The following is a 22850-nucleotide window of genomic DNA, read 5'->3' on the forward strand; positions in this document are numbered from 1 at the left end:
TCTCCTAGCCTAATTTAGAGCTTGTTTCTATGATGGTTGAAAAAATATTACTTTGTCTTCTTAAAACACCATCTAAAGCAGAAATCATCATAGTATTTTTGCTCATTTCAGTAGTTTCTACATCAAGATCTACTGTATTTGCATCATTTCTTGCCAAATGCCCATCTCTTAAATAAATAGTTGATTTATTAGGGTCTGGAAATTTCCAAGGTTTTTGATGATTTGTATTTGTGCTTGCTAATTCAAGCTCTTTAGTATCTTTTTTTTTGAAAATTTCATTTGCTCTATCAACTAAAGCAGTTTCAAATTCTATATCTCTTGCTTTATAAAAAGGAGTATCAACATTTGCAAGGTTAGAATTAATCATTTGACTTCTTAGGTTTCTTCCTGCTAAAGCATCAACAATAAGTTCTTTTGACTTAAAAGGGCTTATCATAATTTTTCCTTTAAAATAAAGCTTTTATAGACTAAAAGCAAAAATCATTCCAAAATATTTATGCAATTTTATTTATGTATAAGTATATCTTTTTATAGTAAATTTTTGAAATTTTTAAAGCCACTTTCAAGTGAAACTTTTTTTTCTAGTGTTTTCAAAAAATCTTTTTTTGTCATTTCTTTAGCACCCATAAATTTTAAATGCTCATTAGGCACTTGACAATCTATTAAAAAATCATATGGTTTTAAAAGCTCACAAAGTCTTATTAGGGCTACTTTTGAGGCATCTTTTTTAAGACTTATCATACTTTCACCAAAAAATATTTTACCTATTATAAGTCCGTATAAACCGCCGATTAAAACATCATTTTCATAAACTTCAACACTATGAGCTAAATTTTGCTCAAAAAGATTTGTATAAACTTGTATAAATTCTTGACTTATCCAAGTTTTTTTTCTTTTTGCGCAATGTTTGATAAGCGAGTTAAAATCAAAATTAAGTCTTATTTCATAAGTTCTTAAAGCTTTTTTTATGCTTTTTTGTATGCGCACTTCATCAGGTAAAAGTACCATTCTAGGAGAAGGACACCACCAAGTAACAGGATTGCTAGTCCATGGAAAAAGTCCTAAGCTATAAGCATGAGGTATAAAATTTACTTCTAGTTTTTCACTAATAAAAACAGGCGCATCATCAGGGCTTTTTAAAAGTTTAGAATACAAATTCAATTTTTTCATTTTTGGAAAGTTTGAGTTTTAATTTACCACCATTTTTTAATTTTCCAAATAAAATTTCATCACTTAATCTCTCGCCTAATTCTTCGGCAATAATGCGTTTTAATAATCTGACTCCAAATTCTTTATTATTAGTTTTTTTAGCAAGAAATTCTTTTACTTTTTTATCAGCTTCCATGGTGATGTTGTTTAAATTTTTTGCCATTAAATCTAGTTCTTTTTGAACGATTTGTTCTAAAATTTCTTGACTTAAGTCATTAAAATGAATGATTTTATCTATACGGTTGATAAATTCAGGTGCGAAGAAATCTTTTATGGCTTTATTACTTTTTTCTTTATCACTGCTTAAAAAACCAAGTTCATTACTTTCTTTGAGACCTAAATTTGAAGTCATAATGATAATAGTATTTTTAAAATCAGCTTTTAATCCACTATTATCTGTTAAACTTGCATTATCAAAAATTTGTAAAAAGGTATTAGTTAAATCAGGATGAGCTTTTTCTATCTCATCAAATAAGACTACGCTAAAAGGATTTTTTCTAATGCTGTTACTAAGCAAGCCGCCATCTTCATAGCCCACATAACCTGCTGAAGTTCCTATGAGTTTGCTTACATCATGTTTTTGCGAGTATTCACTCATGTCAAATCTTTCAAGATTAAGGTTTAAAATTTGTGCTAAATTTTTTGCAAGTTCGGTTTTACCAACTCCACTTGAACCGGTAAATAAAAACACGCCTTTTGGGGTATTTTTGCCTTTTAACCCCGCATAGCTTTGTTTTAAAATAGAACACAAAGCTTTAATGGCTTCATCTTGTCCAAAAATATTTTGCTTTAAGTTTTGCTCTAAATTTTTTAAGATTTTACCTTGATCACTTTCATAAATTTTATGAGAATGTGTCATTCTTGCTAAAGTATTTTCTAAATCTTTTATTTTTACTATTTTTTTACTTTTTTTATCTTCTAAAGCAAAGCTTGCACCAAGTTCATCAATTAAATCAATTGCACTATCGGGTAAAAATTTATCATGTAAAAATTGTTTTGCTAGTTTTATACTTGTTTGTAAAATTTCATCACTGATTTTGATTTTGTGAAAATTTTCATATTTGCTTTTTAAGCCTTGCAAGATCAAAAAACACTCTTCTTCGCTTGGCTCATCTATATCAATTTTTGCAAATCTTCTACTTAGAGCTTTGTTTTTATCAAAGGTATTTTTGTATTCTATGAAAGTAGTTGCACCTATGCATTTGATGTTGCCATTACTTAATGCAGGTTTTAATAAATTTGACATATCTGCATGACTTTCATTGCTTGCGCCGGTTCCTACTATGGTGTGAATTTCATCTATAAATAAAATAGCATTAGGGATATTTTCTAATTCTTTAATGATATCTTTTAACCTTTTTTCAAAATCACCCCTATATTTTGTCCCCGAAAGCAAGCTTGTCATATCAAGGCTATAAATTTTTGAGTTTTTTAAATGTTTTGGTACTTTTTCTTCAGCTATAGCTAGCGCTAACCCATCTATAATGGCACTTTTACCAACACCTGGTTCACCAACTAAAATAGGATTATTTTTCTTACGACGGCTTAAAATTTGCATCATTCTTTCAAGTTCAAATTTCCTACCTATAACAGGATCTATTTTGCCTTTTTTTGCAAGCTCAACTAGCTCTATGGTATGGGTTTTTAAATTTTCAAATTCAGCATTTTGTAACAATTCTTTTATTTTTTCTTCTTCTATTAGGTGTTTTTTTAAGATATTATAAGAATAAGCTTTTTCTTCTTTGCAAAGTGCAATGATAAAATCAATCACACTTGTTTGATTTTTTGCATTTAGCTTGTGTAATATATTTTCCAAGATTACAGAAAAAATAGGTTCTATTTCTTTTTTTAAAATTTCATTATTTTTAGCTAGATAATTTTTTAATTCATTTTCAAAGCCTTGTAAATCACCATCTCCGATTTCTTCAAGTAGATTTTTAAAATCATTGCTAAGCTTAACTAAAGCAAAAAGTAAATGCTCACAAGTGATAAATTCATGATGATTGATAAAGCTTAAATGTCTTGCATTTGGTATAAATGAGTCAATCAATTCTTTATATTTCATTGTTCTTCTATCCTTGTTTGGAGTGGAAAATCATTATTTTTTGCTGCCATGTCAACTTGCTGTTTTTTGCTAAGCGCAATTTCTTCTGTGTATATGCCACAAACTCCGCTTCCTTGATGATGGATTTCAAGCATAATTGCACTTGCTTTTTCAAAATCATGATGAAAAATATTCATTAAAATTTCAATTACAAAATCCATGGTGGTAATATCATCATTTAAAAGCAAAACCTTAAACATTTTAGGTTCTGCTAGTTTTTGTTGTTCTAAAATTTCATTTTTTAGACTCATTTAATATCCTAGTAATATCTTCTTGCATAATCTCAGTAGAAACTTTTCCAAGATAATATTTCACATAACTTTTTGAGTCTTTATTCCAAAAATCTGTTAGATCTTGATAATTTCCATCTTTTAAAACTACTTTAAAAGGAAGTTGTTCCATGCTTTGATAGTTGATATCTTTTAATGCTTGTGCAACAATTCTATCATTTTCTTTAGAATTGCTTAAGAAATAATACGCTCCATATTTAATGGCAAAATCTTTTACAGCTTGATCGCTAACATTTTCAAAATGACTTAGTCCTATGATGATAAAATTGTCAGCATTTTTTTGCCACAAACTTGTTAGATGAGTGGCTTCTTCTTGACAAGGTGTGCAAAAGGTTCCAAAAAAATCAAACATTAAAATTTTACCCTCTTCACCTTTTACTACAAAACCATTTTGTGTTCTTACTAGGGTTTTCTCGCCACCATTGACACTTTTTAAAAGAATTTCATCACCCATTTTATACTCAGCAAATGCAAATTCATTTTCGATTTTTTCTTCACTTGAGCAAGCACTTATTAAAAATGCAAAAGCAAATGTAAAAAATAAATAAGTAATTTTTTTCATCAAAATCCTTTTTTAATAATGATTTTTCATAGCAGCTCTTGCTTCAAGATCTGCTTGTTTTTTCTTTAAGCTTTCTCTTTTATCGTGTAAGTTTTTTCCTTTGGCTAAGGCTATTAAGACTTTTGCTTTATTTTTTTCATTAAAATAAAGTTCTAATGGCACTATAGTAAAGCCTTGGATGCTAATTTTACCAAAAAGCCTATCGATTTGCTTTTTATGCATTAAAAGTTTTCGCGCACCTTTTTCATCATGCTTATAAAAAGAATGTGTAGTGCTAAGATGAGAAATATGAGCATTAAGTAAGAAAATTTCACCTTTGATAATACGCACAAAAGAATCTTTCAAATTTGCTCTACTAGCTCTTAATGCCACTACTTCAGAACCTTTTAAAACAATACCTGCTTCAAATTTTTCCAAAATTTCATAATCAAAAAAAGCTTTTTTGTTTTTTACTATAGTTTTTTTCATCATTTAGCCTTAAAAACTCCACTTCCACTTCCACTTAAAAAATAAGCCTCATTAAGAAAAGTTTGCATTTTAGGATAAATTTTTACACAAGGAGCAAATAAGTCGTTTAAATCAGTATTTTTATACTCTAAAATTTCACTTGTTTTGAGTGTTTTAAGTGTTTTGGCTAAATTTAAATTCGCTGTTAAATCATATGAACTTTCATCAAATGCTTTATATACTTTTGCACTTGAGCATTCAATAGCTGGAAAAGTAAAATCAAGTTGGGCAAAATCATCTTCAAAATATTCTACAATCTCGCCACACCCGCTAACATTTGCACTATCATATCCGCTTAAAAAAAAGATTAAATCAGAGCCAAGGTTTTGGCAGATTTGTTTAAGTTGTTGTTGATTGAGTTTTAAATTTAAAGTTTCGTTGATCATTAATAAAAATACAACCGCATCGGTACTGCTTCCACCAAGGCCTCCACCTATGGGAATGTTTTTGATAAGCTTTAAACTTTTGTCTTTAAAAAATTCATTTAATTCATTAGAAAATCCTAAATTTTCTAATTCTTTATAAGCTTTGTGTATGATGGTATCTTGGGTAAAATTTCCAGTGATTTCAAACCCTTCTTTGGTTTTTTCATCACTAAAGTTTAACTCATCAAAAATATCTTTTAATAAAACAAAGCGTGATTGTAATAAATGATAAGATCTTGAGTCAATTCCTATGATTTTTAAAAAAATATTAGCTTTTGCGTAAGCTTTCATTTTTTAAGCTTTTTACTCAGATCGTCAAGTTTTATCGTTTCATCACTAATTGCATGTAAATTTTCACTTTTTACTTGCTCGATAAGCTCTTTGCGTAGTATCATTAAAGACTTTGGAGCTTCGATGCCTATTTTAGCATAGCCTTTGCCTGTTTGAACTACTTTGATTTCTATATCATCTCCGATTTTTATACTTTCATTTTCTTTTCTTGATAAAATTAACATTTTAATACCTTATTTAAATAATATTGCACTTGATTATCTTGGATAGAAATGATAGAAAAAAAATCTTTTTCTTCTAAAATATAGCTACCTTCTTCTTGAATTTCCAAATCGTCCAAAAATATTTTTTGTCCATTGTGTAATTTTTGGGGATATTTTATCGTATTTTTTCTAAGATTTAAATAAGCTAAAGGATTTAACTCTTTTTCATTCTCATAAAAAAACCCTCCCTCGCTTAAACGCTCTAATGAGCTTAGTGTGGCTTTAATACCAAGTTTTCTAGCAAATAATTCACAATAAGAGCGTATATAAGAACCCTCACTAACTGCTATTTCTATGGTTAAAAAGGGGTGATTATAGTGTAAAATTTTAGTATAAAAAATTTCCATAACGCAGGGTTTTAAATTGACTTCAAAACCTCTTTTTGCAAGCTCATAAGAGCGCACCCCATCTATTTTTTTTGCACAAAATGCGGGTGGGGTGTAGGTGATTTTACCTAAAAGTTCATTTTTAATTTGTTCTAAAACTTTCTCTTCAAAAGCATTTATAAGATTGATTTCTTTGATATTTTGATTATCAAGGCTTAGTGAATGCGCGCCTAGCCAAAGTGTTGCTTTATAAACTTTTGGATTTTTATCAAAAAAACGAAAAAGTTTTGTGTATTGATCAAAGGCTATGAGTAAAACACCTTTTGCAAAAGGATCAAGTGTCCCTGAAAAACCTGCTTTTTTATTTTTGTATTTTTTCTTGAGTTTACCTAAAAAAGCATTAGAACTCATACCACTTGGTTTGTAAGCTACAAAAAGTTTATTCATATCACTTTTTCCACAAAACTTGACATTATCATTCTTTCTATGCCTCCAAAATTAATCGTGAGTTTTTCTTCAGCACCTATTTTACTTACCCCAGTGACTCTGCCTATGCCAAAAATTTTATGTTTGATTAAATCGCCTTTCTTGTAGCAATTTTTTTGATGATCTAGTGTTAATTCTTTTTTGATTACATTACTCTCGCCAAAAAATCTACTTTTTTCTAATCTTGTGCGACTTCCTTTGTAAAATCTAGAATTAGCATAACTTAAATAAAGTTTTTTCTTGGCTCTAGTGATTGCTACATAGGCAAGTCTTCTTTCTTCTTCTATATTGCTTGATTCGCTAGTGAGTGGGAAAAATCCTTCTTCTAAACCTATGATAAAAACATAATCAAACTCAAGTCCTTTGCTTGCATGAATACTCATAATACAAATACTTTCTTTATCAAGTCCATCTTGCTCATTAAGTAAAGAAATTTCATTTAAAATATCATCTAATCCATTATAATTTCCATGAGTAATTTTATCTTTTAAATTAGCATAAAGTTCATCTATATTTAAAAGTTTATCTTCACCCTCTGGATTATCTTTGTAAAATTCTTTGATTTTAAATTCTTCTTCTAAGGCTAAAATCATTGCAAGCAAATCATCTTTTTCTTTGATTTTGTGTATGCTTAGTATGAATTTTTCTAACTCTTTGTCTGTTTTTTTACTAAAAAAACCACTTCCTTGCAAAGCACATAGACTTTCAAATAAAGACAAATGATTTTCTTTGGCATAATTTTCTAGCTTTTCTAAACTTGCATTACCAAAGTTTCTTTTAGGGCGGTTGATAATGCGTTTAAAAGAATAATCATCATTTAAATTTGAAAGTAATCTTAAATAAGAAATAATATCTTTAATTTCAGCTCTTTCATAAAAACGAATTCCACTTAGCAATTTAAAAGGAATTTTTTCTTTGCTAAAAGCTTCTTCAAGAGCACGAGATAGGGCATTTACTCTATAAAGTATGGCTATTTCACTAGGATTAATCCCCGAGTTTAAAAGTTTTGAAACTTCTCTTGCAACCTTAAAACTTTCAATTTTTTCATCATCATTTTGTAAAATTGTAATTTCTTCGCCCTCATCTTTGGTACAAATCAAAGTTTTTCCTAGTCTTTTTCTATTATGCTCTATAAGCTCATTTGCAGCTTGCAAAATAGCGCTAGTTGAGCGATAATTTTGCTCTAGTTTTACTAATTTTACATTGTTAAATTGTTCTTTGAAATTTAAGATATTTTCTATTTTAGCCCCGCGCCAACCATAAATACTTTGATCATCATCACCCACCACACAAATATTTTCATGAGATACGCAAAGTTTTTTTAGAATTTGATATTGCAAGGCATTAGTATCTTGATACTCATCTACTGTTATATAAGTATATTTTTGACTTTGCTCTTGTGCAAATTGTTCATCTTCTAAAATTTTATTAGTTAGCATGAGTAAATCATCAAAATCCATGAAATTATTTTGGATTAAAAAATGCTCATATTGCTCATATAAATGAATGATTTCTTCGTAATTTTTGTTTTTTTCATCTTTTAAAAATTCTAATTCTTTGCGTATTTCTTGAGCGCTTTTGCTTTGATTTTTAAAATTTGAAATATAAGCACCTATGCTTGCTAAAGAGCTTTGCAAATTTTCGCTAGCTAAATCTTTTAGTATTTTCTTTTTATCATCTGTATCAATAATGACAAAATTATTTGCTCTACTAATTCTTTCGCTATAAAGTCTTAAAAATAACAAACCAAATTTATGAAAAGTACATAAAAGGGGATTATGTAAATTTTGATCTTGTAAAAGTGCTAAGGCTCTTGTTTTCATTACATTAGCAGCTTTATTTGTAAAGGTTAGCGTGAGGGTATTTTGCGCAGGAATACCTACATGATCGATTAAATAGGCAAGTCTAGTGGTAATGGTTTTAGTCTTTCCGCTACCTGCACCTGCTAGTATTAGCATAGCTCCATCAATATGCATGATAGCTTCTTTTTGGCTATCATTTAAACCTTCAAAAAAACTCATTTTTTAAATAAATCTTTATTGTTGGGATTGTTTAAAAAAGCATTCATGGATTTTTCTTTTAACTTTTGATCATTTTGCTTTTTAAAATAGTTTGAAAAATTGACAAAAATGATATTATCTTCAACTTGAATTTGAGTAATTGCCCCTAAATCCACTTTCACAAAGGTTGCAAAATCATCAGGTCCAAAACCTGCGTGAAATTCTATATGCTCATTTGTTAAAACTATGGATTTAAAAGTATAACCACCAAGTGCAAAAAGACAATAAGGATTTTTGCTCACTACATCTAATTCTGGTGGTAAAGGAGGTTCGAGTGTAACAAATTTAGTATTTACAATGATATTAAACTCAATATCTTCTTGGATTAAAATTTGCAAACATTCATAAATGCTTTTTTGCATTAAAGTTATAAAATTTTTATTATTTAAAATTTTATCAATCATTGCTTAGCCTTAAAAATTCATCTACTAGTATCCTAACTTGCTCTAAGCCTATATTCCAAAATTCATCACTTTCTATATCAAAGCCAAACATAGCTACAAGTTCTTTTGGGCTTTTGCTTCCCCCGCTACTTAAAAACTCAATATAAATTGAAGTAAAATTAGAGCATTTGCCACTTTTATATAGACCATAGAGTGCTAAAACTAAAAGTTGTGCATAAGCATAAGCATAGCAGTAAAATGGAGAGTGTATAAAATGTGGTATATAAGAATACCAAAGGCCATAATTTTTGGTTAAAACTACGCTATCTTGAAACATTTTTCTTGATTCTTCAAGCCAAATTTCACTTAGTTCTTGCGCGCTTAGCTCTTCTTTTTTAGCATGAAATCTGCGTTCAAAAGTAGTAAAATTAATTTGTCTATAAAGAGTAGCAAAAATATCTTCAATTTTTGCTGCATATAAAGATAAAAGCTCTTCTTTGTCTAAATTTTCTTTAATATAATCAAAAATCAACATTTCTGCAAACACTGAAGCAGTTTCTGCTGTAGTTAACGGTGTATCTTGATTTAAAAAACTTACTTTATAAGAAAGTTTTTGATGTATAGTGTGGCCTAGCTCATGTGCCAGGGTGAAAAGATCGCGTCTTTGGTTGGTATAGTTTAAAAGTATGAAAGGATGACTTAGCGGCGTGCTTGAGTGAGAAAATGCTCCACTTTGTTTAAATTCTTTAGGATAGATATCAATCCAGTTATTCTCAAAAGCTTCTTTTGCTATCATATAAAAATCTTTAGAAAATTTTTCAAAGGCTTTTAAAACTATATCCTTTCCTTGATCAAAATCAACTTGCATTTCTTTTCCAATAGGCGCATAACGATCATAATCTTTTAACTTTTTATACCCTAGAATTTTTTTCTTTGCATTATAAAATTTAGAAACAATATCAAAGCTATTCTCGCTAGCACTAATAAGCGCATCAACACTTTTTTTAGAAATTTGATTTCTTATATGTCTTGGAGTTTCAGGACTTTCATAGGCTCTTAACTCACAAATACTAGCAAGTTCGCTTTTAATCATATTAAAAATATATATTAAAAGCTTGTTTTGTTTTTTTAAGGTTTTACTAAAGCATTTTGAAGCTTTTTTTCTTATACTTCTATCTTTATCATAAAGCTTGCTTAGAATTTCTTCCTCGCTTAATTTTTGCCCTTCAAAATTAAATTTTAAAGCACTAAAGGTTTCATCAAATAATCTTGCAAATGCATTTGAACCTGTACTTGATAGAGTTAGGATAACTCTTTCTTCTTTTTTAGAAAGATTGTGTTTTTTGTGTTTGATAAGATTATTTAAATAAAACTCATAATCTTTGCAAAATGTGATGAAAGTTTTACTTTTTTCTTCTTTTAACTCACAAAATTCAAGTTCAAAAAATAAAAGATTTTCTTCTATTTTTTTACTTAAATTTTCATATTTTGCATAAAAGGCACCTTTGGTAGTATCTTGAGCAAAATTTAAATACACATAGGTTAGTATGTGAGAAAGTTTTAAGATTAATTCTTCATAGTTTTTTAAAGCTTGCAAGAATTGCTCATTGCTTAAACTATGAAGATTATTTTCATATTGTTTTTTAAATTCACAAGCTTCATCTTGAGTTTTTTGTAAAAAAAGATTTAATTCTTGCTCATCTTTAAATAATATATTTAAGTTCCAATTTTGCATGATTTTAGCTTTCTAAAATGAGTTTTTTTAATACAGCCATTCTAATGGCAACACCATTTTTAACTTGAGTTAAAACCTTACATCTTTTATCAGCCATTACTTCATCGCTAATATCGATATTTCTATGTACAGGACCAGGATGTAAGATAATGAGATTTTTATCTTTTATTAAATCTTTGCTAATACAAAAATCATTTGCATAATCTTTAAGCGATGCATAGGTTGGAATATTGTGTCTTTCAGTTTGTGTTCTAAGACTCATGATAATATCTACATCATCAATAACTTCTTTTAGTTTATTTGTTTTTTTAATAGGATAATTTGGCATAAAATGAGGCGGGGCTACTAGGGTAATGTCTATACCAAAACGAGGTAATAATTCTAAATTTGAAGCAGCAACGCGTGAGTTTTTAATATCTCCTGCTATTGCTATTTTTTTACCTTTAACATTATAATCAAAATGCTCCATTATGGTAAAAAGATCAAGCAAAGCTTGGGTAGGATGAGCGTGTTTACCATCACCTCCATTAACTATAGGACAATGAGTATAATTTGCTAAAGTATGAGGTACACCTGAGTTTTTGTGTCTAACTACAATAGCACTTGGTGCCATTGCATCTAAATTCGCAGCAGTATCAAAAAGTGTTTCACCTTTGCTTGAACTACTTTTTGAAACATCTAATTTTAAAACTTTAGCACCTAGTCTTCTTGCGGCTGTTTCAAAGCTTGATTGAGTGCGTGTTGAATTTTCAAAGAAAATTGTTGTAACACTTTTTCCTTCTAAAAATGTACGCGGTTTTTCATCCAAAAATTCTTTTGCTTCTTTAAATAAAGCCAAGATTTCATCATTGTTAAAATCTTTTGTAGTAATTAAATGCCTCATAAGTCCTCCTTAAATTTTTAAATTAAGCTCATTATCTGAACAAATAGCACTAAATAAAACATCTGTTGAGCTATTTAATGCAGTTTCAACACTATCTTGGATAACCCCTATGATAAAACCAACCGCAACTACTTGCATAGCTATGTCATAATCAATATTAAACAAAGAGCAAGCAAGTGGTATAAGTAAGAGTGAACCTCCAGCAACCCCGCTAGCTCCACAAGCTGCAAATGCAGCTAAAACACTCAAAAGCATAGCTTGTAAAAAATTTATTTCAATACCTACTGTGTGAGCTGCCGCAAGACTTAATATAGCTATGGTTACAGCTGCCCCTGCCATATTAATCGTAGCACCTAGTGGAATAGAAATGCTATATAGATTATTGTTGATATTTAATTTGGAGCAAAGTGCCATATTTACAGGAATATTTGCTGCAGAACTTCTTGTGAAAAATGCAAAAACAGCGCTATGTTTTAAACAAATAAAAATCAAAGGATAAGGATTTTTCTTTGTATAAGCAAAGACAATTAAAGCATTAATCACAAAAGCTACAAAAAACATAGTCAAAACTAAAATTATTAATAATTTAACATAACTTAAAAGTCCTGCTGCTCCTGTTTGGGCAACTGAATTAGCCACAAGTCCAAAAATTCCAAAAGGAGCAAGCTTGACTATAAATTTAACAATTTTTAATACACCCTCGTTTATATCAGTAAAAAGTTGTTTTGCATCATTAGAGCAATGTCTTAGAGCAAAACCTCCACCAATAGCCCAAGCTAATATGCTTAAATAATTTCCTGAAGATAAGGCATGGATCGGGTTGTCTACTACTTGAAATAGTAAGGTTTTAAATACTTCGCCTATATGCACAGGGCTTGTAGTGGAAGCTTTTTCAATATCGGTTAATACTAATTCTACAGGAAAGATAAAACTTATACTAACTGCGCTTAAAGAAGCTAAAAAGGTTCCAAAAATATACAAGAAAATAATGTGTTTTATTTTCTCACTTCCATGATTAAATTCTTTTGTGCAAATGGTTGTTAAAATTAAAATAAAAACTAAAATTGGTGCTATAGCTTTTAAAGCTCCTGTAAATAAAGCACCAAAAATATTTGCAAAAATAGCTAAATCTTTAGAAAAAATACCTACTAAAATTCCTAAAACAATACCTATGCAAATTTGTAAAATAAGATTTCCATCTTTATAGCGTTTGATTGCATAAGAAAATAAACTCATTTCTTACCTTTTTTGTAGTGATAAATTTAAATTTATTCTAGCAAAGTAAAGCTTAAATAAGCTTTTTGATTTTTAAGTTAGCTTGTGTTAAAATAAAGCTAGAATTTTTTATGATAAGGAATATAAAATATGTATTTATTTACTTCTGAAGTTGTTAGTGCAGGACATCCTGATAAATGTGCTGATATTATAGCTGATTCTATAGTTGATGCCTTTTTAACTCATGATAAAGACTCAAGGGTTGCTAGTGAGGTTTTTGTAGCAGGAAATAAAGTAGTAATTGGTGGTGAGATTAAATCAAAATATAAACTAGAAAAACAAGATTATGAAAATATTGTAAAAAAAGCTCTAGCAGATATTGGTTACAATGGAAATCCGCATTTTAGCAAAAAACAATGTTTGCACCCTGATGATTTAGATGTAATGGTATTTTTAAATGAGCAAAGTCCTGATATCAATCAAGGTGTTGATCAAGAAGATGGAGAGATTGGAGCAGGTGATCAAGGTATAATGTTTGGTTTTGCAAGCAATGAAGCAAAAGAATATATGCCAGCAGCTATTTCTTATGCTAGAATGCTTTGTGATAAAGTATATGAGTTTGCAAAAAACAATCCTGATAAACTTGGAGTAGATATTAAAACTCAAGTTACAATTGATTATGCAAATAAAGAAAATTTTGAAAATTGCAAACCTCAAAGTATCCATACTATTGTAGTTTCAGCTCCTTGTGTTGAAAGTATGAAAATAGAAGATTTAAGAGCTTTGGTGATGGATTTGATTTTGGATTCAAATTTACCAAAAGAGCTTTTTTGCCCAGAAAAAACAAGAATTTTAATCAACCCAACGGGAAAATATGTAAATCACAGCTCATTACATGATAGTGGTTTAACAGGAAGAAAGCTTATAGTAGATAGCTTTGGTGGCTATGCTCCAATAGGAGGTGGTGCACAATCTTCTAAAGACTATACTAAGGTTGATAGAAGCGGACTTTATGCTGCAAGATGGCTTGCTAAAAATATTGTAGCAGCAGGGCTTGCTAAAAAATGTATAGTACAACTTTCTTATGCTATAGGTGTGGCTAAACCAACTTCTGTAAGTGTGGATTGCATGGGAACAAATACAAGATTAAATGATGATATTTTAAGTGATTTTGTGATGAAAACTTTCCCATTAACTCCAAATTGGATTAAAAATAAATTCAATCTTGATAAACCAAGTAAAGATACTTTCATGTATGCTGATGTAGCTGCTCGTGGTCAAGTGGGTCAAGCTGATTATCCTTGGGAAAAATTAGACGCACTTGATGAATTTAAGGCATTATAAAATGAAGCTTTTAAGCTTCATTTTGCTTTAAAAGTTTTTCTTTTATCTTTAAAATCAATATCTCTTTTGGCTTAATTACCGCATTTTCTTTTCCATTAACTGCATGATATATGCTTACATTATAATTATTTGCATAAAAACGCATTAGAAAATTTTGTAATTTATACTCACTTGAAAAATTAAACCAAGCATTGTTTGAAATAGCGATGATGATTTTTGAGTGTTTGTAAAGTTTTTCTTTTGTAGCTTCAAAGCAGATAGCATTAGTGATGAGCTGATTATTTAGAGTGTATTGATTTAATTCTTTTCCTTTTGAAAATTCATCAATATTTAAAAGATATTTTTTAAAAAAGTTTTTAAATATAGGAATTTCTTCTCCAAAAGGTACAAGATAATGTTTGTTAAAAACTTGTATGTTGCCATTGTCAAATACATAAGTACTATTGTATAGATGATTAGGTGTAGTGCTTATAGCACCTGTGATGATGATGATTTGTTTTGATAAATCTTTTAAGGCTTGTAAATAACTTGGTGCTTTATTTAATGCAAAAGCAAAAGCAGTTTCAGGAAAAATAATTATTTCTTTACCTTCTTTTATAGTCTTGTTGATTTGATAAAATATATCTTTAGAATGAGTTTGTAAATTTTCTTGTATGAATTTTTGATCTTGGGAGATATTAGTTTGGATTAATTTATAGTCTAAATTTAGCGTTTGCGATTGTTTTTGATTATATTGAGCACCGATTAGAATAAGGATTAGAATAATTGCTATTTTATAATATCTTGAAATATATTTTTCATAATAAAAATAAGCAATCAAAAACATAGCTATAATACCTTGGTAACTTGCATCAAAGATTCCATATACACTTAAAACACCCCAATTTAGCCAATCAAAGCCAAAAGGATGAATAAAACAAAGTAAAAAAATTCCACAAAGTCTTAAAAAATCATATTTAAGAAAAAAACATATAAAAAACAAAAATCCATAAATTAATCCAATTAAGATAATTTCTAAAGGAATTAAATAAGCTAAATTGAAATAAATTGATGATAAACCTATCCACCAAAACCATAAAATTCCTATAAAAAAACCGGTGTAAAAATATCCTGCTTTACTTTTGTTTCTTAGTAATAAAATTAAACCATATATGCTTAAAAACGGTGAGATAAATTCGAAAAGTAAATTTTCAAAAAAAGAAAAATAAATAAAATTTGACAATAAAAGTGCAGAAAAAAAGGCTTTTATTATTTTAAAAGTGGTAGAATTAGAATTTATGAACTTAAAAAAAAGGGGAAGAAATGGCAGAAAACGGAAATATTTGGACTTCATTGTTGCCTCTCATTGTGCTTTTTGCGATTTTTTATTTTTTGGTTATTAGACCACAACAAAAACAAGCAAAAGACCATAAGTTGATGGTTTCATCTTTAGAAAAAGGAGATAAAATCATCACAAATGGTGGGATAATTTGCGAGGTGGTAAAACCAGAAGAGGATTTTATCAAAGTTAAGCTTAATGATGAAAATGTAGTTGTAAAAATTTCTAGAGATTTTATAGCAAAGAAAATTGATGCGTAGTGGAAAAATTACTTATAGAAGTATTATTTTCTTTGTAGTTTTTCTTATAGGGCTTGTTTTTTCTATACCTTCTTTTATGCAAACCCAAAGTGGTGCTAAGATTAACCTAGGACTTGATTTGCAAGGTGGTTTGCATATGTTATTAGGTGTAGAAGTGGAAGAGGCAGTTAAGTCAAAGGTTAAATCCATAGCCTCTTCTCTTAGTTATTCTATCAATAAAGAAGATATTATTGTTGATAAAATCAAAGTAAATGATACTAGTATTGAATTTAGTTTATTGGATGAAAATGATGTAGCTAAGGTTGATTTGTTGTTAAAAGACATTAAAGGCTTGGCTATTACACACGAAAATTTACACTACACACTTTCTTTAACCCAAGAAGAAATTAAATTAACTCATGAGCAAGCTATTTTGCAAGCTGTAGAAACAATTAGAAATAGACTTGATCAATTTGGTCTTGCAGAGCCAAATGTAGCAAGATCAGGTGAGGATAAAATTTTAGTCGAACTTCCAGGTATTAAAACTGCTGCAGATGAGGCTAGAGCTAGAGAACTTATTGCAAAAGCTGCACATTTGCAATTAATGGAAGTAGATGATGTTAGAATGGATCAGGTAAATAATCTTACTCCAGCTCAAGCTGCTGAATATGGAGATTTAATTTTTGAAGATGCAAAAAATCCTCAAATTAAATATCTAGTAAAATCTATACCTATTCTTGATGGTTCTATGCTAACAGATGCAAAAGTAGGTTTTGCGCAAAGTAATAATCTTCCTGTTATTAATTTTACCTTAAATTCAGAAGGTGCTAAAAAATTTGGAGACTATACAGGAAATAATGTAGGCAAACGCTTAGCTATAGTTTTAGATAATAAAGTATATTCAGCTCCAAGAATTAATGAAAGAATAGGTGGAGGTAGTGGCCAAATTAGTGGTAGCTTTACTGTAGAAGAAGCTCATGATGTGGCCATTGCTTTAAGAAGTGGAGCGCTTTTAGCACCGGTTAAAATGCTTGAAAAAAGAAGTGTTGGACCATCTTTGGGTGCTGATAGTATTAAAATGAGTATGATAGCCCTAGCAGGTGCTTCTATATTAGTTATTGCATTTATGGTGATGTATTATGGTATAGCAGGAATTTTTGCTAATATTGCTTTAGTGGCAAATATTTTAGTGATTATTGCTGTAATGGCTATGTTTGGTGCAACTTTAACTTTACCTGGTATGGCAGGACTTGTACTGACTGTGGGTATGGCAGTAGATTCTAATGTTATTATTAATGAAAGAATTAGGGAGTTATTGCGAGAAGGTGCTAGCATAAGGCAAAGTGTTGAAAATGGTTATAAGCATGCAATGAGCGCGATTTTAGATTCTAACATTACTTCGCTTATTACTTCAGTGGTACTTTATGCTTATGGAACAGGTGCGGTAAAAGGTTTTGCGGTGACTTTGAGTATTGGGATTTTAGTTTCGATGATTACTTCTATTGTTGGAACTCATGGTATGTTTGAAATGTTTATGAACCGTATGGAAAAAAGCAATAATACAAGATTATGGTTTGGATATAGGAGACCTTAATGCAATTTTTTAGTCAAAAACATGTTTATGATTTTATGAGAATGAGATTTGCAGCCATCTCTTTGTCTTTTATTTTATTTTTTGGTTCTATTTTTATCCTTTTTACTAAGGGTTTGAATTTTGGTATTGATTTTACCGGTGGAACTTTAGTGCAACTTCAATACGAGCAAAAAGCTCCTTTGGCTGAAATTCGCAAAGCTTTAGCTATCAATGAAAATTTAAAAGGTGCTAGCGTTACTGAATTTGGTAGTGCTAATGAAGTGATTATTCGTTTTTCAGGAAGTAGCGATAGCTTGGGAAGTGACATTGGAGTAAGTATTGCAAATTTATTAAAAGATACAGGTAAATTTGAAGTGCGCCGTGTGGATGTAGTAGGTCCAAAAGTAGGAGATGAACTGCGTAATAAAGGTCTTATGGCGGTTGGAATTTCTTTGATTGCTATTTTGATTTATTTAGCAGTGAGATTTGAATGGCGTTTTGCTATGGCTTCTATTGTGTGTGAAATTCATGATATAGTCATTACTTTAGGCGCTATTGCGTTGTTTGAAATAGATGTAAATTTAGATATTTTGGCGGCTGTTTTAACCGTGCTTGGATATTCTTTAAATGATACGATTATTATTTTTGATAGGATTAGAGAAGGTGTTAAAACAAGTAAAAATTCAAAACTTGATTTAATTATCAATGAATCAGTTTCTGCAACTTTATCAAGAACTACCTTAACAACGGGATTAACTTTGATTACTGTTGTAGTGCTTTATTTCTTTGGTGGATCTATGATAGAAGGTTTTGCTCTAACTATGATAGTGGGTATTGTAGCAGGTACTGCAAGTTCTATATTTGTAGCAAGTCCAGCACTTTTATGGTTTAAATTTAGTGTTACGCAGTATCGTCAAAAAGAATTAGAAAAAGTAAAGAAAAAACAAGAAAAAGAGAAATTAAGAGCGATGTATGAAAAAGGAACGGTGTAAAAATGAATTGGGGTAAGGTTATTTATATCTTTTTTGCTCTAATGAGCTTAACTACAACCGCAGGATTTTTATATGATCAAAATGAAGTTGCATTATTTATTGCAGCTTGTGTGAATTTAATTTCTACTTTATTGAAAATCGGAGTTAGAAATTTCTTAGCAGCTGAATTATTTGCTAGTTCTTTAGTGGCTGATTTGCATTTAATTCCAGCTTTTGCTTTAATACAAATTAATCCAGAGGCTAATGTTATGGTTTATACTTTAGCAATTGGTGCTTTGATAGCTAATATCTTTTCAATGATTTTAGTTATAGTTGATTCAGTAAAAAGTCAAGAAGAAAATTAGGAGTTAAAATGGCATATGAGGCAGGTAAAATAGAAAAAAAATGGCAAAAAATTTGGCAAGAAAAAGAATATTTTGAGCCAAAAGATGATTTTTCTTTACCAAAAAAATACATTTTATCTATGTTTCCATATCCAAGTGGTAGAATTCATATGGGGCATGTGAGAAACTATAGCATAGGTGATGCTATGGCTAGATATTATAGAAAAAAAGGTTTTAATGTCTTACATCCTATAGGTTTTGATAGTTTTGGTATGCCTGCTGAAAATGCTGCGATAAAACACGGTATTCATCCTAAGAAATGGACTTATGAAAATATTGATTATATGCAAAATGAACTTGCTTCTTTGGGCTTTTCCTTTTCTAAAAAAAGAATGTTTGCTACTTCTGATCCTCTATATACTAAATTTGAGCAAGAATTTTTTATCAAAATGTATGAAAAAGGACTTGTTTATACTAAAGAAGCTGAAGTTAATTGGTGTGAGAATGATAAAACAGTCTTAGCAAATGAGCAAGTTGAAGATGGCAAATGTTGGCGTTGTGGACATGAAGTCATTAGAAAAAAAATGCCAGGATATTATGTAAAAATTACCGCTTATGCAGATGAATTATTGCAAGATCTTAAAAAATTAGAAGGAAAATGGCCAAGTCAGGTTTTGACTATGCAAGAAAATTGGATAGGTAAAAGCACAGGACTTAGTTTTGATTTTGATATAGAAGAAAATGATAAAATCAGTGCAAAAAAGATCAATGTTTTTACAACAAGAGCTGAGACTATTTATGGAGTATCTTACATTGCTTTAGCACCTGATCATGAAATAGTAAATGAATTAATTGATAAAAAATTACTAGATCAAGATACTATCATAAAAATTCAAAATATACAAAATCAAACACCCCGCCAAAGACAAGCTGCACCAAAAGAAGGATATTTTTTAAATCTTCATGTAATCCATCCACTAAGTAAAGAAAAAATTCCTTTATGGGTAGCTAATTTTGTTTTAAGTGATTATGGTAGTGGGGCTGTTATGAGTGTGCCTGCTCATGATGAAAGAGATTATGAGTTTGCAAAAACTTATAATTTAGCTATAAAAAAAGTAATTTATAAAGATGAAAATGACGCACAATGCTACACTTTAAAAGAAGGTGTTTTAACCAATAGTGGCGAATTTGATCAATTAGAATGTGATGATGCTAGAGAAAAAATTAGTTTAAAAATTGAATCTTTGGGTATTGGTAAAAAGGTTACCAATTTTAAAATTCGTGATTGGGGTGTTTCTAGACAAAGATATTGGGGTGCTCCTATACCAATGATTAAGTGTAATTCTTGTGGCATAGTTCCTCAAAAAATAGAAAATTTACCTATTACCTTGCCTGAAGATGTGATTATAAATGGAGAGGGAAATCCACTTGATAAGCATGAAATATGGAAAGAGTGCATTTGTCCAAAATGTGGTAAAAAAGCACAAAAAGAAAGCGATACTTTAGATACTTTCTTTGAAAGTTCTTGGTATTTTGCGCGTTTTGCAAGTGATGATAAAACATGGCAAGAAAAAGCGGTAGATGAAAAAAGTGTTAATTATTGGATGAATGTTGATGAATATATTGGTGGGATTGAACATGCGATATTGCATTTACTCTATGCTAGATTTTTCCAAAAAGCACTTAGAGATTTGGGTTATTTAAAAGATGATGAGCCTTTTAATAGACTTTTAACCCAAGGAATGGTCACTAAAGATGGTGCTAAGATGAGTAAATCTAAGGGTAATGTAGTAGATCCTGATTATATTATAGAAAAATATGGAGCAGATAGTGCAAGATTGTTTATATTGTTTGCTGCACCACCTGCTAAAGAACTTGAATGGAACGATAGTGCGCTAGAGGGTGCGTTTAAATTTATCAATAGGCTTTATGAAAAGGCTATGAGTTTAGAATGTGGAAAATTACAAGAAATTGATCATCAAAGTTTAAATAAAGAAGAAAAATATGCTAGATTAAAAGTATATGAAGCTTTGAAAAAATCTTTTGAAGTTTATGAAGAAAGTTTTGCCTTTAATACCTTAATAGCTGCATGTATGGAAGCTTTAAATACCTTAAATGCTATAAATCATAAAGAAGTTTTAAAAGAAGCTTTTTATATTATTTTAAATATTTTAGAGCCTATTATCCCTCATGTTTGTTTTGAGCTTAGCGAGCATTTGTTTAAATGTGAAAATTTTAAAGTATTAAAAATAAAAGAAGAAGTTTTTGTAAAAGATAGTTTTAATATAGCTATTAGTGTTAATGGTAAAAAAAGAGCACAGATTGAAATAAATTCAGAGGCTAAAGAAGATGAGATTTTAGCTTTGGCTAAAGAAAATGTTGCAAAATGGCTAGAAGGAAAAACCATTGTAAAAGAAATTTATATTGATAAGAAATTGGTAAATTTGGTGGTTAAATGAAAAAATATTTAATATCTTTTTTTGCTTTTTTTATTATATCTTGTGGATATATCCCATCATCTCAAATGGCAAGTAGGGTTTTGGGTGAAAATGTATTTTTGAAAATCAATATTAGTAAACAAGATCCCGAAAATAGTGTTTATATAACAGATATTTTAAGAGAAGCTATGCTTAATAAGCTTGGCAGAAAAGTCACAGATGAGCATAATGCAGATAGTTCTATTATAGTTACGATGAAAAAGTTAGAATTTCATCCTATGGTGTATGATAGAAATGGCTATGTAGTTAATTATAAAGCAGAGCTTTACTTGGAATTTCTTATGCGTTATAAAAATGGTAAAGAAGAAGTTGTAAATACCAAGGGAAGTTATAATTTTGATATTAATCCAAATTCTATTATTAGCGATCAAGCTAGATTTGAAGCAATTAAAAATGCATCAAGTGAAGCTTTTGATGAATTTGTTTCTATTATAGCTATTAGGGGTTATAAATAAATGGCAAGTCATATCAATGAGATTGCAAAAGAAACATTGATAAAATTAAAAGAGCGTAAGTTGCATCCAACTCCTGAAAATTATAGTGAGGTATTTGAAGAATGTGCTAAAAAAGCGGGGGTGATGAGTTTTAATAAAGCAAGGATAGAAAAATATACTAATCTTTTAGATGATATTTATAAGCAAGAGCTAAAAGGAAAAAGCATTCGAACTATTGATGAGTTTTTGATGTTTTTAGTTTCTAGGCTTAATAGGCAGGTAAGTAGAAAATATGAAGATGTTTATGCTTTGCTTGATTTGATTGTGCAACAACTTAGTATTAGCAAAGATAAAAAAATCAAAGAATTAGCAAAAATTACTCAACACAGATTATCTCAAGCTATGGATTTAGAAACCATATATCTTTTAAGGGCTAAATGGAGAGAGCTTGAAAAATCTTATGAGGATTATGAGCTTTTAAAAAAATTAGAAGAATTTAATATTCGAGCGTTTTTGGATTTTCACACTTTAGTTGAAAAACTCATTGTTATGTTAAAGGAGAGATCTTATGAGAAGCAGGCTGAACTTTTACTAGCTTCTTTGGAGTCTTTGTTTGGAGCAAGTAAAGAGCTTGAGCAGTTTAAACAAAATTTAAAAGAAAATCCTAAATTAATTGCCAGGAAAGAATTTGCACATGAGTATTATTTAATGTTGCAAAAAAAAGAAGCAACAGATAAATATTATATACAAAAAAACCTTTCTTTTTTTAATCAGCACTTAGAAAGCTTAAATGAAATGGTATCAAAGCTGTATGATAACAGCCAAGAAGATGTGAAATTTATTAATGCTTTAACTAAAGATGAAAATGGTAATGTTCAAATTAATTTTGATACACTAAAAGATAAACTTTTATATGCAAACGAGCAAATAGCGCAAATTAAAACTCAAATTCAAGCTACAAGTGATGATGAGCAAAGAGAGCAGTGGAGTCTTGCTCAAGAACTTAAAAAACTTGATGAAAACTATAAGCTTTATGCTGTTAATTATGCATTATGTTTTTTTAAAATTAATAATATAGAGCATGTTATTAATGTTTATGGTGTTGATAGTTTTAAGGCAATTAGTGGAAAGTTTAAAAAGATACTTAAAGATTTATGTAAAGATATGGGTGAAATTTGGATTTTAGATGAAAGTTCTTATTTGGTTATACTTCCAGGTAAAAATTTAGAAAGTGCTCAGATTTTTATAGAAAAAGCCTTAAAGCTTATAGATGATTATAAATTCATTTATAAAGAAGAAGTAGTTAAACTTATTTTATCATCTTCTTGCATAGAAAAAAAAGAATTTCCAGATGGTGATATTTTAAAAGAATTAATCCAAAAAGCTTAGC

The 22850-nt window shown here is 29.5% G+C and carries 23 protein-coding genes; 8 read left to right on the forward strand and 15 right to left on the reverse strand.

The annotated features are described in order from the left end of the window. Positions 1-4: 4 nt before the first annotated feature. The 14 genes from flgB to sstT all read right to left on the reverse strand — a co-directional run bounded on the left by flgB (position 5) and on the right by sstT (position 12760). Positions 5-436 carry a flagellar basal body rod protein FlgB gene (gene flgB / locus L8X97_RS01820; protein WP_263659028.1) on the reverse strand — a complete coding sequence of 144 codons (432 nt, stop codon included), beginning with the start codon at positions 434-436 and terminating at the stop codon, positions 5-7. A gap of 92 nt (positions 437-528) precedes the next feature. Then, positions 529-1170 carry a leucyl/phenylalanyl-tRNA--protein transferase gene (gene aat / locus L8X97_RS01825; RefSeq protein WP_263660139.1) on the reverse strand — a complete coding sequence of 214 codons (642 nt, stop codon included), beginning with the start codon at positions 1168-1170 and terminating at the stop codon, positions 529-531. Further along, positions 1145-3274, reverse strand: coding sequence for an AAA family ATPase (locus L8X97_RS01830; protein WP_133318694.1), 2130 nt, complete (start codon positions 3272-3274; stop codon positions 1145-1147). The genes aat and L8X97_RS01830 overlap by 26 nt, the downstream gene beginning before the upstream one ends. Beyond that, positions 3271-3564 carry an ATP-dependent Clp protease adaptor ClpS gene (locus L8X97_RS01835; protein WP_220566880.1) on the reverse strand — a complete coding sequence of 98 codons (294 nt, stop codon included), beginning with the start codon at positions 3562-3564 and terminating at the stop codon, positions 3271-3273. The genes L8X97_RS01830 and L8X97_RS01835 overlap by 4 nt, the downstream gene beginning before the upstream one ends. Next, positions 3548-4165, reverse strand: coding sequence for a TlpA family protein disulfide reductase (locus L8X97_RS01840; RefSeq protein ID WP_220566879.1), 618 nt, complete (start codon positions 4163-4165; stop codon positions 3548-3550). Before L8X97_RS01840 ends, L8X97_RS01835 begins: the two co-directional genes overlap by 17 nt. Positions 4166-4177: 12 nt before the next feature. Next, on the reverse strand, positions 4178-4633 hold the full coding sequence (smpB, locus tag L8X97_RS01845) for an SsrA-binding protein SmpB (RefSeq protein WP_257399249.1): 456 nt from the start codon (positions 4631-4633) through the stop codon (positions 4178-4180). Further along, positions 4633-5388 carry a 4-(cytidine 5'-diphospho)-2-C-methyl-D-erythritol kinase gene (locus L8X97_RS01850; RefSeq protein WP_263659032.1) on the reverse strand — a complete coding sequence of 252 codons (756 nt, stop codon included), beginning with the start codon at positions 5386-5388 and terminating at the stop codon, positions 4633-4635. The genes smpB and L8X97_RS01850 overlap by 1 nt, the downstream gene beginning before the upstream one ends. Further along, positions 5385-5612, reverse strand: coding sequence for a carbon storage regulator CsrA (csrA, locus tag L8X97_RS01855; RefSeq protein WP_012661763.1), 228 nt, complete (start codon positions 5610-5612; stop codon positions 5385-5387). The genes L8X97_RS01850 and csrA overlap by 4 nt, the downstream gene beginning before the upstream one ends. Beyond that, positions 5606-6424 (reverse strand): tRNA pseudouridine(55) synthase TruB, encoded by an 819-nt coding sequence (gene truB / locus L8X97_RS01860; RefSeq protein ID WP_263662493.1) that lies wholly within the window; start codon positions 6422-6424, stop codon positions 5606-5608. Before truB ends, csrA begins: the two co-directional genes overlap by 7 nt. Then, positions 6421-8484, reverse strand: a complete 2064-nt coding sequence (locus tag L8X97_RS01865) for an ATP-dependent helicase (RefSeq protein ID WP_263662494.1) — start codon at positions 8482-8484, stop codon at positions 6421-6423. Before L8X97_RS01865 ends, truB begins: the two co-directional genes overlap by 4 nt. Next, positions 8481-8927, reverse strand: a complete 447-nt coding sequence (locus tag L8X97_RS01870) for a hypothetical protein (protein WP_133318700.1) — start codon at positions 8925-8927, stop codon at positions 8481-8483. The genes L8X97_RS01865 and L8X97_RS01870 overlap by 4 nt, the downstream gene beginning before the upstream one ends. Next, positions 8920-10641, reverse strand: coding sequence for a M3 family oligoendopeptidase (locus L8X97_RS01875; RefSeq protein WP_263662495.1), 1722 nt, complete (start codon positions 10639-10641; stop codon positions 8920-8922). Before L8X97_RS01875 ends, L8X97_RS01870 begins: the two co-directional genes overlap by 8 nt. Before the next feature lie 4 nt (positions 10642-10645). Beyond that, positions 10646-11524, reverse strand: a complete 879-nt coding sequence (locus tag L8X97_RS01880) for an aspartate carbamoyltransferase catalytic subunit (RefSeq protein WP_263662496.1) — start codon at positions 11522-11524, stop codon at positions 10646-10648. Positions 11525-11533: 9 nt separating this feature from the next. Beyond that, a complete protein-coding gene (gene sstT / locus L8X97_RS01885) occupies positions 11534-12760 on the reverse strand; it encodes a serine/threonine transporter SstT (RefSeq protein ID WP_263659036.1) in 1227 nt (408 codons plus the stop codon). 129 nt (positions 12761-12889) lie between these two features. On the opposite strand from sstT, the gene metK reads away from it, so the two are divergent. After that, on the forward strand, positions 12890-14083 hold the full coding sequence (gene metK / locus L8X97_RS01890; RefSeq protein WP_133318704.1) for a methionine adenosyltransferase: 1194 nt from the start codon (positions 12890-12892) through the stop codon (positions 14081-14083). Positions 14084-14093: 10 nt separating this feature from the next. Here the strand turns inward: metK and L8X97_RS01895 are convergent, their stop codons facing one another. After that, positions 14094-15416: an apolipoprotein N-acyltransferase gene (locus L8X97_RS01895; protein ID WP_263659037.1), complete on the reverse strand. Its 1323-nt coding sequence runs from the start codon at positions 15414-15416 to the stop codon at positions 14094-14096. Here L8X97_RS01895 and yajC point away from each other — a divergent pair. Genes yajC through L8X97_RS01930 form a run of 7 tightly spaced genes read left to right on the forward strand, consistent with a single transcriptional unit; the run spans position 15386 to position 22849 of the window. Beyond that, positions 15386-15661 carry a preprotein translocase subunit YajC gene (yajC, locus tag L8X97_RS01900; protein WP_039618686.1) on the forward strand — a complete coding sequence of 92 codons (276 nt, stop codon included), beginning with the start codon at positions 15386-15388 and terminating at the stop codon, positions 15659-15661. The genes L8X97_RS01895 and yajC overlap by 31 nt on opposite strands. Further along, positions 15654-17234 carry a protein translocase subunit SecD gene (gene secD, locus L8X97_RS01905; RefSeq protein WP_039628546.1) on the forward strand — a complete coding sequence of 527 codons (1581 nt, stop codon included), beginning with the start codon at positions 15654-15656 and terminating at the stop codon, positions 17232-17234. The genes yajC and secD overlap by 8 nt, the downstream gene beginning before the upstream one ends. Continuing rightward, positions 17234-18205, forward strand: coding sequence for a protein translocase subunit SecF (gene secF / locus L8X97_RS01910; protein WP_133318706.1), 972 nt, complete (start codon positions 17234-17236; stop codon positions 18203-18205). The genes secD and secF overlap by 1 nt, the downstream gene beginning before the upstream one ends. Positions 18206-18207: 2 nt before the next feature. After that, on the forward strand, positions 18208-18549 hold the full coding sequence (locus tag L8X97_RS01915; RefSeq protein ID WP_133318707.1) for a DUF6394 family protein: 342 nt from the start codon (positions 18208-18210) through the stop codon (positions 18547-18549). 8 nt (positions 18550-18557) lie between these two features. Further along, positions 18558-20987, forward strand: coding sequence for a leucine--tRNA ligase (gene leuS, locus L8X97_RS01920; protein WP_263662497.1), 2430 nt, complete (start codon positions 18558-18560; stop codon positions 20985-20987). Beyond that, complete coding sequence (lptE, locus tag L8X97_RS01925; RefSeq protein ID WP_133318709.1) at positions 20984-21481, forward strand: LPS assembly lipoprotein LptE; 498 nt, start codon at positions 20984-20986, stop codon at positions 21479-21481. The genes leuS and lptE overlap by 4 nt, the downstream gene beginning before the upstream one ends. Then, on the forward strand, positions 21482-22849 hold the full coding sequence (locus L8X97_RS01930; RefSeq protein ID WP_263662498.1) for a hypothetical protein: 1368 nt from the start codon (positions 21482-21484) through the stop codon (positions 22847-22849). It abuts the gene before it with no gap. Position 22850 lies beyond the last annotated feature (1 nt).

It is taken from the genome of Campylobacter sp. CNRCH_2013_0671h (assembly GCF_025773055.1).
In the GTDB taxonomy this organism is placed as follows: domain Bacteria; phylum Campylobacterota; class Campylobacteria; order Campylobacterales; family Campylobacteraceae; genus Campylobacter_D; species Campylobacter_D lari_D.

Bases quoted from the DNA above. Each gene is read 5' to 3' on its own strand.
- flgB (WP_263659028.1), bottom strand. From the start codon at position 436: ATGATAAGCCCTTTTAAGTCAAAAGAACTTATTGTTGATGCTTTAGCA.
- aat (WP_263660139.1), bottom strand. From the start codon at position 1,170: ATGAAAAAATTGAATTTGTATTCTAAACTTTTAAAAAGCCCTGATGAT.
- L8X97_RS01830 (WP_133318694.1), bottom strand. From the start codon at position 3,274: ATGAAATATAAAGAATTGATTGACTCATTTATACCAAATGCAAGACAT.
- L8X97_RS01835 (WP_220566880.1), bottom strand. From the start codon at position 3,564: ATGAGTCTAAAAAATGAAATTTTAGAACAACAAAAACTAGCAGAACCT.
- L8X97_RS01840 (WP_220566879.1), bottom strand. From the start codon at position 4,165: ATGAAAAAAATTACTTATTTATTTTTTACATTTGCTTTTGCATTTTTA.
- smpB (WP_257399249.1), bottom strand. From the start codon at position 4,633: ATGAAAAAAACTATAGTAAAAAACAAAAAAGCTTTTTTTGATTATGAA.
- L8X97_RS01850 (WP_263659032.1), bottom strand. From the start codon at position 5,388: ATGAAAGCTTACGCAAAAGCTAATATTTTTTTAAAAATCATAGGAATT.
- csrA (WP_012661763.1), bottom strand. From the start codon at position 5,612: ATGTTAATTTTATCAAGAAAAGAAAATGAAAGTATAAAAATCGGAGAT.
- truB (WP_263662493.1), bottom strand. From the start codon at position 6,424: ATGAATAAACTTTTTGTAGCTTACAAACCAAGTGGTATGAGTTCTAAT.
- L8X97_RS01865 (WP_263662494.1), bottom strand. From the start codon at position 8,484: ATGAGTTTTTTTGAAGGTTTAAATGATAGCCAAAAAGAAGCTATCATG.
- L8X97_RS01870 (WP_133318700.1), bottom strand. From the start codon at position 8,927: ATGATTGATAAAATTTTAAATAATAAAAATTTTATAACTTTAATGCAA.
- L8X97_RS01875 (WP_263662495.1), bottom strand. From the start codon at position 10,641: ATGCAAAATTGGAACTTAAATATATTATTTAAAGATGAGCAAGAATTA.
- L8X97_RS01880 (WP_263662496.1), bottom strand. From the start codon at position 11,524: ATGAGGCATTTAATTACTACAAAAGATTTTAACAATGATGAAATCTTG.
- sstT (WP_263659036.1), bottom strand. From the start codon at position 12,760: ATGAGTTTATTTTCTTATGCAATCAAACGCTATAAAGATGGAAATCTT.
- metK (WP_133318704.1), top strand. From the start codon at position 12,890: ATGTATTTATTTACTTCTGAAGTTGTTAGTGCAGGACATCCTGATAAA.
- yajC (WP_039618686.1), top strand. From the start codon at position 15,386: ATGGCAGAAAACGGAAATATTTGGACTTCATTGTTGCCTCTCATTGTG.
- L8X97_RS01895 (WP_263659037.1), bottom strand. From the start codon at position 15,416: ATGAAGTCCAAATATTTCCGTTTTCTGCCATTTCTTCCCCTTTTTTTT.
- secD (WP_039628546.1), top strand. From the start codon at position 15,654: ATGCGTAGTGGAAAAATTACTTATAGAAGTATTATTTTCTTTGTAGTT.
- secF (WP_133318706.1), top strand. From the start codon at position 17,234: ATGCAATTTTTTAGTCAAAAACATGTTTATGATTTTATGAGAATGAGA.
- L8X97_RS01915 (WP_133318707.1), top strand. From the start codon at position 18,208: ATGAATTGGGGTAAGGTTATTTATATCTTTTTTGCTCTAATGAGCTTA.
- leuS (WP_263662497.1), top strand. From the start codon at position 18,558: ATGGCATATGAGGCAGGTAAAATAGAAAAAAAATGGCAAAAAATTTGG.
- lptE (WP_133318709.1), top strand. From the start codon at position 20,984: ATGAAAAAATATTTAATATCTTTTTTTGCTTTTTTTATTATATCTTGT.
- L8X97_RS01930 (WP_263662498.1), top strand. From the start codon at position 21,482: ATGGCAAGTCATATCAATGAGATTGCAAAAGAAACATTGATAAAATTA.